Below are 322 nucleotides of genomic sequence, written 5' to 3'. Positions count from 1 at the left end.
CACCGGGCCCCCGGGTGACCATGGCCACGCCTGGACGCTGGTTCCTCGTGCCGTCAGCCTCGGCGATGTAGGCGGCGCCGCCCTCATGTCTGCAGACCACGGTCTCGATGCCGGAGCCGTGCAGCCCGTCCAGCACGTCCAGGAAGCTTTCGCCGGGAACAACGTAGGTGCGTTCGACTCCGTGGGCCACAAGGGAGTCAACACTCACGTGCCCGGCGGATTCCAGGGCGCTGCTGCCGGCGGTCGGGCTGACGGTCGGGCTGGCGGTCGGGCTGGCCGGAGCAGCCGATGGGAGCGTTTGTGCCGCGCCGTGGTTGGGGGT

Annotated in this window: 1 protein-coding gene; it reads right to left on the bottom strand. The window is 70.8% G+C overall.

The genetic code is table 11. From position 1 onward, the window contains the following. Window positions 1-226 (bottom strand): thiamine pyrophosphate-binding protein (locus tag JYA52_RS00125; RefSeq protein ID WP_276208500.1); only part of this gene is annotated, 226 nt, incomplete at its 3' end. Between the last annotated feature and the right edge of the window lie 96 nt (window positions 227-322).

Origin of the sequence: Arthrobacter pascens (genome assembly GCF_017052465.1) — a bacterium.
GTDB classification, from domain to species: domain Bacteria; phylum Actinomycetota; class Actinomycetes; order Actinomycetales; family Micrococcaceae; genus Arthrobacter; species Arthrobacter pascens.
This window is presented reverse-complemented; position numbering and strand designations above follow the sequence as displayed.